This window comes from Roseateles sp. (assembly GCF_049240545.1).
Lineage (GTDB): Bacteria > Pseudomonadota > Gammaproteobacteria > Burkholderiales > Burkholderiaceae_C > Paucibacter_A.
Window position 1 is genome coordinate 46,946 of record NZ_JBMLSK010000219.1, and the last position, 9,315, is coordinate 56,260.

A 9,315-nucleotide genomic window follows, 5' to 3' on the forward strand; every position below is an offset into this window, starting at 1 on the left:
TGTCGCTCCCGACAAATGGCCGCGCTCAGCCTTTCTCGCTGAGCTTCAAACCCAGGGCGCGCCAGCCTTCCAGGCCGATGCGCTCCAGCGTTTGCATATTGGCTTCGTAGATGGCGTCGGTATCGGCCATGGTTTCGGTGGCGCGTTCAATGCTGCTTTCGCGCAGCAAGTGCAGGGTCGGGTAGGGTGAGCGGTTGGTGTAGTTGCTCACATCATCCGGCTCGGTACCGCCGAATTGGTAGTCGGGGTGGAAGCTGGCGATTTGCAGCGTGCCGTCCAACTCCAGATCTTCGACCAAGGCATCGGCCGCGCCGATGAAGTCATTGAAGTCCAGGAAGTCGGTCAAGACGCGCGGGTGGATCAGCAAGGTGGTTTCGATCTCGTCCGGGTCGGCGCGCATCAGGCTCAAAAGCTCATGCGCCAATTCGCGCAGCAGGGCTTCCGGGCTGTCGGCCTGGCTGACCACATAACGCAGTCTGTTGTTGACATGAACGCTCTTGGCAAAAGGGCAGAGGTTCAGGCCAATGACGGCTTTCTCCAGCCAGAACTGCGTCTCTTGCTGAACTTTTTCAATCGCTTGTGGGCTCAACTCGGGCACGGAAGAGTTGCTACTGCTGCTCATTCGTTCAAACCTTTCAATGCCTGCAGGCCGGCGTCCAGGGCCTGGTCCCGCAGGGCTTGTTTCCAATCATCGGTATCGACGTAAAACGCGTCGCGAATTTGTTGCTTGATCGACCGAGCCAGATCGTTGGGCGCCTCGGGGTGGGCGGCCAGCCAGTGGTCGGCGCGCAAGGCTTCAAACATCTGCGCCAAGGGCAGGGTGCCGTATTCCAGCGCAATCCCGGTGTAGCGGGCCTGTGGGCAAACTTGCGCCGCCACCTGCCACATCAGGCCGACCAGGGGCGCGGAACTGGAGCTGCCGTCAGTCAGCGAGGTGACCGCCTCACCCCACCAGCGCTTGGCGCGCGCCAGTGAAGCAGGATCCTCGTGACCGGTGAAGATGCGCTCGCCATGGCCGCTCGGCCCCAGGCCGGTGTGCAAGTCAATCCAGGCCAGATCTTTCACGCCTGGGCCTTGTTCTTCCAAGACATGGCGCAGCGTTTGCTGGCTCCAGGTGGGCGTGCGGCCGCCGTAGAAGAGACCCAGTTCGTGGGTGTACTGGCCGCCAGACACTGCGGCCTGCAGACCGGCTTCGCCATGTCGCGCCGCATAGTCGGCCAGCACCGCCTCATCGGCAGGTCGTGGCGGCCATTGCGGCGGCAGCAGGGCTGCGGCGATTTCTTCGTAGCCGGCATTGTGCGGCAAGGGCTGGTGGAAGTCGTGAAAATTGCGGTTCAGGTCCACGCCTTCTTGGGTGACGCGCCGCCACCAAGAAAAACCATGCGGGTTCAGCGCGTGGATGTAGAGCACGGCCACGCCGCTGTCGGCCACGGCCTGCATCCATTGCGGCTCGCGCAGCAGAGAGGTCTGAATGCCCGAGCCTGCAAAGCCCTCCACGCCATGGCAGGCGCTGCTGATGATGAGCAGCTTGTCGGCCGACTTGGGCCCTTGGCGCAGCACATCCATGGCCAGGCGCTCGCCTTCGCTGCCCAGCAGCGGATGCCAATGCGGGGTGAGGTCCAAGCCCGCATCCGCCGCAGCGGCCAGGAACTTGGCCCGCGCCTCGGCATAGCTTTGCGAGAAATGCTCGGCAGCCTTCATGCTTGAGTGGCGCGGCAGTGAGGCCATGCGGGCAGCGGCTTCAAGGCCGGGGCTGACTCAGCCAGGCCTCGGCCAGCCGCACCCACATCGAGCCGCCCAGCGGGATCAGCTCGTCATTGAAGTCATAGCTGGGGTTGTGCAGCATGCATGGGCCCATGCCGTGGCCGCCTTCGCGGTGGCTGCCGTCGCCGTTGCCCATCAGGAAGTAGCAGCCCGGCTTTTCTTGTAGAAAGAAGCTGAAGTCTTCCGCGCCCATGGTGGGTTCGAACTCCTGCACATTGGCGGCGCCGACCATCTCGCTCAACGCGCTGCGCACGAAGTCGGTTTCCTTGGGGTGATTGATGGTGGGCGGGTAGTTGCGGCGGAACTCGAACTCGCAGCTGACCTCAAAGGCTTGCGCCGTGGCCTCGGCCATCTGCTGCATGCGGCGCTGAATCATGTCCAGCACTTCCAGCGTGAAGGTGCGCACCGTGCCCTCGATCACACAGGAGTCGGGGATGACATTGGTGGCCTCGCCGGTGTGGATCATGGTCACCGAGATCACGCCGGCATCGATGGGGCGCTTGTTGCGGCTGATGATGGTCTGGAAGGCCTGCACCATCTGGCAGGCGGCCGGCACGGGGTCGATGCCGTTGTGCGGCATGGCGGCGTGCGCGCCCTTGCCGCGCAGCGTGATCTTGAACTCATTGCTGGAGGCAAAGACCGGCCCGGTCTTGACGGCGAACTGGCCGGCCGCCATGCCGGGCCAGTTGTGGGCGCCGAACATGGCCTCCATGGGGAAGAGTTTGAAGAGACCATCCTTGATCATCTCGCGGGCGCCGCCACCGCCTTCTTCGGCCGGTTGGAAGACCAGATAGATGGTGCCGTCAAAGTTGCGGTTCGTCGCCAAATGTTTGGCGGCGGCCAGCAGCATGGCAGTGTGGCCATCGTGGCCGCAGGCGTGCATCTTGCCGGGGTAAGTGCTGGCGTGGGCGAATTGGTTGTGCTCGCTCATGGGCAGCGCGTCGATGTCGGCGCGCAGGCCCACGGCGCGGTCGGAGTTGCCGCCTTTGACGATGCCGACCACGCCGGTCGTGCCCAGGCCGCGATGGACCGGAATGCTCCAGTCGGTCAATACCTTGGCGATCAGGTCCGAGGTGCGCTGCTCTTGAAAGCAAAGCTCGGGGTGCGCATGCAGATCACGTCGCAGCGCGGTGATGGCGGGGGCGTCTTGGAGGATGGATTCGATCGGCTTCATGGGCGTGTGTCAGAGCGGGCGGCGCAACTGCTCGACAAGCAGGCGGCCACAGTCCGTGTTTCGAGAGAGTCAGTTTACTGCCGCCGCCCTGGCCTCAGCTCGGCAAGGCTTTGAGCTCAGCCCGCCCGGGGCAGAAAGACCTGGGTCTGTGCGAAACCATCGCCGGCCGAGGCTGGGGGCGGGGCTTCGCCGAAGAAGGGGCCTGGGTCGGACAGGCTGCGGCTGGCGGCTTGCACGCGCAGTTCTTGCGCTCTTGCGGCGTCGATCTTGCCGAGCGCATGGCGCAACTCGGCCACTTCGGCATGCGACTGCTCGAGCTGCTTGCGTGCTTGGCTGTTCTGCTGCTTCAGCGCCTCGCGGGCGGCTTCGAGCTTGGCGACGCGCGCTTTCGCCGCATTCAAGGGCCGCAGCCACCACCAACTCGCGAGCAGGCCGCCGAAGCCCGCACCGACGATCAAAGCGAGCAAGCTCATCAAGTCATTCATCATGCCTCCCAGCTGCGCCAGAGCCGCTAGCGTATCCGAATCGACCTTTGTGCAATAGTTCGGTCATGCAAGATCTGACTCTCTCCGACACTCGCATCGTCAAGGGCGCCTGCCCGCATGACTGCCCCGATACCTGCGCGCTGCGCATCACCGTGGAGGGCGGCCGCGTGATCAAGGTGCAAGGCGCGGCCGATCACCCCAGCACCCATGGCGCCTTGTGCACCAAGGTGTCGCGCTATGCCGAACGCAGCTACCACCCCGAGCGCTTGCTCAAGCCGCTGCGCCGCGTCAGCGCCAAGCACGAGGCGCCGCGTTTCGAAGAGGTCAGCTGGGCCACGGCCTTGGCCGATATTTCGGGTCGACTGAAGGCCATTGCCGCACGCGATCCGCAGGCCATCCTGCCCTACAGCTATGCCGGCACCATGGGTTATGTGCAGGGCGAGGCCATGGCGGGGCGCTTCTTCAACCGCTTGGGCGCTTCCCTGCTGGATCGCACCATCTGCGCTTCGGCCGGCGCTGCGGCTTTGAGTGCGACCTATGGCCACAAGGTCGGCATGCATCTGCCGCACTTTGCCGAGAGCCGGCTGATCCTGATCTGGGGCAGCAACTCCATCGCCTCCAATCTGCATTTCTGGACCTATGCCAACCAGGCCAAGCGCGCTGGGGCCAAGCTGATCTGCATCGACCCGCGCAAGACCGAGACCGCCGACAAATGCCATCAACACATCGGCTTGCTGCCCGGCACCGATGGCGCGCTGGCCTTGGGCCTGATGCATGAGCTGATCGTCAACGACTGGCTGGACCATGACTATCTGGGCCGGCATGTGGACGGCTGGGAAGAGCTGCGCGACAAGGCCATGCAGTGGCCACCCGAGCGCACCGCCGAGGTTTGCGGCCTCTCGGCCGCCGAAGTGCAGGGCCTGGCGCGCGACTACGGCACGACGGCGCCGGCCGCCATTCGCTTGAACTACGGCATGCAGCGGGTGCGCGGCGGCGGCAATGCGGTGCGCTTGGTGGCCTTGTTGCCCTGCTTGACCGGTGCTTGGCGGCACCGCGCCGGCGGCTTGCTGCTGTCCAGCTCCGGCTGGTTTGCGCCGTACAAGAATGACCAGTTGGAGCGCCCCGAGCTGCGCCGCGCGCCGGCCCGCACCATCAATATGAGCAGCATTGGCGATGAGCTGCTGCGCCCGGCCTCAAAAGAGTTCGGCCCGCAGATCGAGGCACTGATCGTCTACAACAGCAACCCGGTCGCGGTGGCCCCGGAGTCGCCCAAGGTGCTGCGAGGTTTTCAGCGCGAAGATTTGTTCACCGTGGTGCTGGAACACTTCATGACCGATACCGCTGACTCAGCCGACTATGTCTTGCCCGCCACCACACAGCTGGAGCATCTGGATGTGCACAGCAGCTATGGCCACACTGATGTTTTGATCAATGAGCCGGCGATTGCGCCGCTGGGCGAAGCCAAGCCGAACTCACAGATCTTTCGAGAACTGGCCGTGGCCATGGGCTTTGATGAGGCTTGCTTCTTGGAAAGTGATGAGCAGCTGGCCCGCCAGGTCTTCACTTCAGCGATTGACTTCGAGGCCTTGCGTGCGAAGGGCTGGCAGTCCCTGCCATTGAAAGAGGCGCCGTTTGCCGAGGGTCAGTTCTTGACCCCCAATGGCCGTGCGCAAGCGGGCGGCGCCGACTATGTGCCCAATTACGAAAGCCGCGCCTCCAGCCCCGAGCTGGCGCGCCGTTATCCCCTGGCGATGATCTCGCCGCCGGCGCGCAACTTCTTGAATTCCACCTTCGTCAATGTGAAGAGCTTGCGCGATATCGAGGGCGAGCCGGTTTTGGAGATGCATGCGGAAGACGCCGCCCAGCGTGGCCTGCAGGACGGCGCCATGGTGCGGGTCTTCAATGAGCGCGGCAACTACCACTGCCGCATGCGCATCAGCGCGCGGGCGCGGTTGGGCGTGGTCAATGGTCTGGGCATCTGGTGGCGCAAGCTGGGGCCACGCGGCAGCAATGTCAATGAAGTGACCCACCAAGGCCTGACCGATATGGGCCGCGCGCCGAGTTTCTATGACTGCCTGGTCGAGGTGGCGCTGGCCGACGAAGTGACGACGCCGGCGTGAGCCAGACCCTGCACTTGCCAGTGATGCGGCGCGGCGCGCTTGCGCTGCTGCTGTGCGCCTTGTGTTTGCTGAGTGGCTGTGCCCAGCTGAGCTATCTGGGGCAGTCCGTGGGCGGTCATCTGCGTTTGATGCAGGCGGCGCGCCCGGTGCAGGACTGGCTCAATGACCCGGCGCTGTCGCCTGAATTGCGCGAGCGCTTGGTGCTCAGCCAGGCCATGCGCCAGTTTTCGGTGCAGGAGTTGAAGCTGCCCGATAACGACAGCTACCGCCGTTATGCCGATCTCGGGCGGCCGGCCGCGGTTTGGAATGTGGTGGCCACTTCTGAGCTCAGCCTGACGCTGAAGACCTGGTGCTACCCCGTGATGGGATGCGCGGGCTACCGGGGTTATTTTGAGCGCGCCGAGGCCGATGCTTATGCCGAGCAGTTGCGGGCCGAGGGCTTGGAGGTGCTGGTCTACCCGGTGCCGGCATATTCCACCCTGGGCTGGAGCAATTGGGTCGGCGGCGACCCCTTGCTGAACACGTTCATCAAATACCCGGAGGGGGAACTGGCCGGCATGATCTTTCATGAGTTGGCGCATCAGGTTGCCTATGCGGCCGACGACACCCAGTTCAACGAGAGCTTTGCCACTGCGGTGGAGCGGCGTGGTACGGCGGCCTGGTTGGCGCTGCATGCCAGCGAAACCGAACGGGCCAGCTATCAGCGGCGACTGGAGCGCCGTTCCCAGTTTCGTCAACTGACGGATGGCTACCGGAGCCGTCTACTGGCGATCTACACCGGCCAACAAGCCGATGCCGCCAAACGTGAGGCCAAGGCCGTGCTGATGCAAGAGTTGCGGCGGGACTATGCCGAGCTTAAACATTCTTGGGGAGGCGACAGCAGCTACGACGCTTGGTTCGCCCGCGCCAACAATACCAGCTTTGCGCTGCTGGCCGCCTATACCGAGCTGACGCCTGCATTCGATGCGCTCTTGACCCGAGAGGGCGACGATTGGGCGCGCTTTTACGCCGAGGTCCAACGCTTGGCGAAACTGCCCAAGCCTGAGCGAAGATCGCAGCTGACGGGCAAGCCGGTCTTGCCTTGAGAACACAGGAGAACAAAGAAATGGCTGAAATCCGTATTCACCGAGATCATGAACTGGGCCTGAAGCGAGCCCGCGAAATCGCCTGGGCTTGGGCCGAGCAGGTGGAGGCCAAATTTGACATGGCCTGCACCGTCATCGAAGGCAAGACCAGCGATACCGTTGAATTCACCCGCTCCGGCGTCAAGGGGGAGTTGATCGTGGCGGCCAAGCATTTCGAACTCAGCGCCAAGCTGGGTCTTTTGCTGGGGGCTTTCAAGAGCAGCATCGAGGGCGAGATTCAAAAAGAGCTCGATGCCTTGCTGAGCGCCGAAGCGGCCAAGCCTGCCAAGGCGGCGTCCAAGGCTGCGGGCAAAAAGAAACCGGCCTGAGGCAAAGCCCCAGGCCGGTTGGATGAGGTAACTGGATCAGCTCGACGGCGCTTACTTCAGTGACTCGATCAGGTCCACATAACTTTGCATCGCCTCGTCCTGGCTGGTGCCCTTGAGCTCATTCCAGGCATCCCATTTGGCGCGGCCCACCATATCGGTGAAACCAGGGCGCGAGCCTTCGACATCCCCGCTGCTGCCTTGCTTGTACAGGGCGTAGAGCTTCAGCAAGGTCATGTTGTCGGGACGCTCTGGCAACTGCTTCGATCCTGCAACGGCGGCTTCAAATTGATCTTTAAGGCTCATTGAGACTCCTAGATAGTGGTAACAATCGGGATGGACGCCGAGCATATTACCCAGCATTGTGTTGGGCAATGACTCTAATAGACGAGGAGACCGCTTTGTCTCAAATGCAAGAACGCATGTCCAAGGTGGACACCGCTTGGTTGCGCATGGATACCGAGTCCAATCTGATGATGATCGTCGGGGTGTGGTATCTGAGGCCGCAAATCACTTTGGCGGCACTGAAGGAACGCGTGCAAGACAAGCTACTTCAGTACACCCGCTTTCATCAAAAAGTCGTCGAAGATCCGCTCGGCGCGCAGTGGGTGGAGGACGAGTCTTTTGACATTGATCGGCATGTGGTGGCCGAGGTGTTGCTGCCGGTGCGCGGCAAACCAGGGCAAACCGGCCAGGAGGCCTTGATGGAACGGGTGGGCGAGGTGGCGATGCAGCCGCTGGACCCCGCTCATCCCTTGTGGCAGTTTCAGCTGATCGAAGATTTGGGTGACGGCAGCAGCGGCCTGATCGTGCGCATCCACCATTGCATCGGGGACGGCATTGCGTTGACCTCGGTGATGCTGTCCATCACCGATGGTGGCCGCCAGCCGCCGCGTCGCAAGCAGCAGCCCCGCGATGATGCCGACTGGCTGACCGACAGCCTGCTGCGCCCCATGTCCGATCTGGCCATCAAGGCCATCGGCGTGGCCGGTTCCGGCATGGCCAAATCGGTGGACGCCTGGGTGCATCCGCCGCATCCGATCGACAGCTCGGTGGACATGGCGCGCATGGGCGCGCAGGCGGTCAGCGATGTGGCGGCCTTTGCCTTCATGCCCGATGATTCGCACACCCGTCTCAAGGGCAAGCCCGGCACCACCAAACGCGTGGCCTGGGGCGATGATTTGCAGCTCGACGCCGTCAAGGCGGTGGGCAAGGGTTTGGGCGCGTCGATCAACGATGTGCTGCTGAGTTGCGTGGCCGGTGCAATTGGCAGTTATCTGCGCGACAAGGGGGAGGACCCCACGGGCAAAGAGATCCGCGCCATGGTGCCGGTCAATTTGCGCCCCTTGGACAAGGCTTATCAGCTGGGCAATCGTTTCGGGCTGGTGCCGCTGGTGCTGCCGATTGGCATTGCCAATCCGGTGGAGCGACTGTTTGCGGTCAAGGCACGCATGAATGAGCTCAAGGGCAGCTTCCAGCCGGTCTTGGCTTTCGGCCTCTTGTCGGTGGCGGGGCTTTTGATCAAGCCGGTGCAGCACGCAATGCTGAATATCTTCGCGAAGAAGGCGACGGCGGTGATGACCAATGTGCCCGGCCCGACTGAGCCGATGAAGTTCTGCGGCTCCACCGTGGAGCGGGTCTTGTTTTGGGTGCCGCAGTCCGGTGATATCGGTGTGGGCGTCAGCATCCTGACCTATGCCGGGCGTGTGCAGTTTGGCCTGATCACCGACACCCAACTCTGCCCCGACCCCGAGAACATCATCAACCGCTTCTCGCCTGAATTCGATAAGTTGCTGATGCTGACGATGATGCTGCCTTGGGAGTGATTCTTTTGGGCTGGAGTTCGCTCGCTCCGGTGACCCGGCCTGCCGCCGTGCTCATGGTGCCCGGGTCGGCTCTTTCGAGCTGACTGCCCTCGCTGCTCACTGCACGTGTCAGCGGCGGCAAACTCGCTGCGTTCGCTTCGCTCACTACGCTCAAACAAGTGCCGCCAAGTCAGAAGTTGAAGCATGCTGCGCGCGCCTGACCCGTTCCGCTGCGCCCTCGGCCGGGCACAAATCGCCCGTCGTCAGGCCGGGTCACCTGCGGGTTCGGATTTCGTCGTCGAGGCGAAGCACCTCGCTCGCTATGCAAGTGCACTGCGGGCCGGGCAGTTGCCGGGCGATTTGTGAGGGGCCGAGCAGCGCAGCGACTTGGGGCGCGCGCGCAGCGCGCTTCCACTTCTAGCTTGGCTCCGCATGTTTGAACGGAACGAGCGCAGCGAGTGAAGTGAGGTTCTATGGTTTTTGGCAAGCGCTGATCGTCCCCACCATGCTTGGATCA

The 9,315-nt window shown here is 63.1% G+C and carries 10 protein-coding genes; 5 read left to right on the forward strand and 5 right to left on the reverse strand.

The window, feature by feature from the left end; all coding sequences use genetic code 11:
* Positions 1-25: 25 nt before the first annotated feature.
* The 4 genes from ACOVRJ_RS15600 to ACOVRJ_RS15615 form a co-directional block, all read right to left on the reverse strand.
* Positions 26-622, reverse strand: coding sequence for a DUF1415 domain-containing protein (locus ACOVRJ_RS15600; protein WP_422044748.1), 597 nt, complete (start codon positions 620-622; stop codon positions 26-28).
* Entirely contained in the window at positions 619-1,728 is a 1,110-nt protein-coding gene (locus ACOVRJ_RS15605) for a M14 family metallopeptidase (RefSeq protein WP_422044749.1), read from the reverse strand. The genes ACOVRJ_RS15600 and ACOVRJ_RS15605 overlap by 4 nt, the downstream gene beginning before the upstream one ends.
* Before the next feature lie 13 nt (positions 1,729-1,741).
* Positions 1,742-2,938 carry a M20 aminoacylase family protein gene (locus tag ACOVRJ_RS15610; RefSeq protein WP_422044750.1) on the reverse strand — a complete coding sequence of 399 codons (1,197 nt, stop codon included), beginning with the start codon at positions 2,936-2,938 and terminating at the stop codon, positions 1,742-1,744.
* A 116-nt stretch (positions 2,939-3,054) separates the two neighbouring features.
* Positions 3,055-3,411, reverse strand: a complete 357-nt coding sequence (locus tag ACOVRJ_RS15615) for a hypothetical protein (protein ID WP_422044751.1) — start codon at positions 3,409-3,411, stop codon at positions 3,055-3,057.
* 77 nt (positions 3,412-3,488) lie between these two features.
* Here ACOVRJ_RS15615 and ACOVRJ_RS15620 point away from each other — a divergent pair, with 77 nt between their 5' ends.
* Genes ACOVRJ_RS15620 through ACOVRJ_RS15630 form a run of 3 tightly spaced genes read left to right on the forward strand, consistent with a single transcriptional unit; the run spans position 3,489 to position 6,996 of the window.
* Positions 3,489-5,543 (forward strand): molybdopterin-containing oxidoreductase family protein, encoded by a 2,055-nt coding sequence (locus tag ACOVRJ_RS15620; RefSeq protein ID WP_422044752.1) that lies wholly within the window; start codon positions 3,489-3,491, stop codon positions 5,541-5,543.
* Positions 5,540-6,628, forward strand: coding sequence for an aminopeptidase (locus ACOVRJ_RS15625; RefSeq protein ID WP_422044753.1), 1,089 nt, complete (start codon positions 5,540-5,542; stop codon positions 6,626-6,628). The genes ACOVRJ_RS15620 and ACOVRJ_RS15625 overlap by 4 nt, the downstream gene beginning before the upstream one ends.
* A gap of 20 nt (positions 6,629-6,648) precedes the next feature.
* The gene (locus tag ACOVRJ_RS15630) at positions 6,649-6,996 is read left to right on the forward strand and encodes a polyhydroxyalkanoic acid system family protein (RefSeq protein ID WP_422044754.1); all 348 of its coding nucleotides are present in this window, start codon (positions 6,649-6,651) and stop codon (positions 6,994-6,996) included.
* Positions 6,997-7,047: 51 nt separating this feature from the next.
* On the opposite strand, the gene ACOVRJ_RS15635 is transcribed toward ACOVRJ_RS15630, so the two are convergent.
* Entirely contained in the window at positions 7,048-7,299 is a 252-nt protein-coding gene (locus tag ACOVRJ_RS15635) for an acyl-CoA-binding protein (RefSeq protein WP_263537961.1), read from the reverse strand.
* Between the two features lie 104 nt (positions 7,300-7,403).
* Between ACOVRJ_RS15635 and ACOVRJ_RS15640 the strand changes: the two genes are divergently transcribed.
* Both ACOVRJ_RS15640 and ACOVRJ_RS15645 read left to right on the forward strand, forming a co-directional pair.
* Positions 7,404-8,819 (forward strand): wax ester/triacylglycerol synthase family O-acyltransferase, encoded by a 1,416-nt coding sequence (locus ACOVRJ_RS15640; protein WP_422044761.1) that lies wholly within the window; start codon positions 7,404-7,406, stop codon positions 8,817-8,819.
* A gap of 183 nt (positions 8,820-9,002) precedes the next feature.
* The gene (locus ACOVRJ_RS15645; RefSeq protein ID WP_422044755.1) at positions 9,003-9,164 is read left to right on the forward strand and encodes a hypothetical protein; all 162 of its coding nucleotides are present in this window, start codon (positions 9,003-9,005) and stop codon (positions 9,162-9,164) included.
* Positions 9,165-9,315 lie beyond the last annotated feature (151 nt).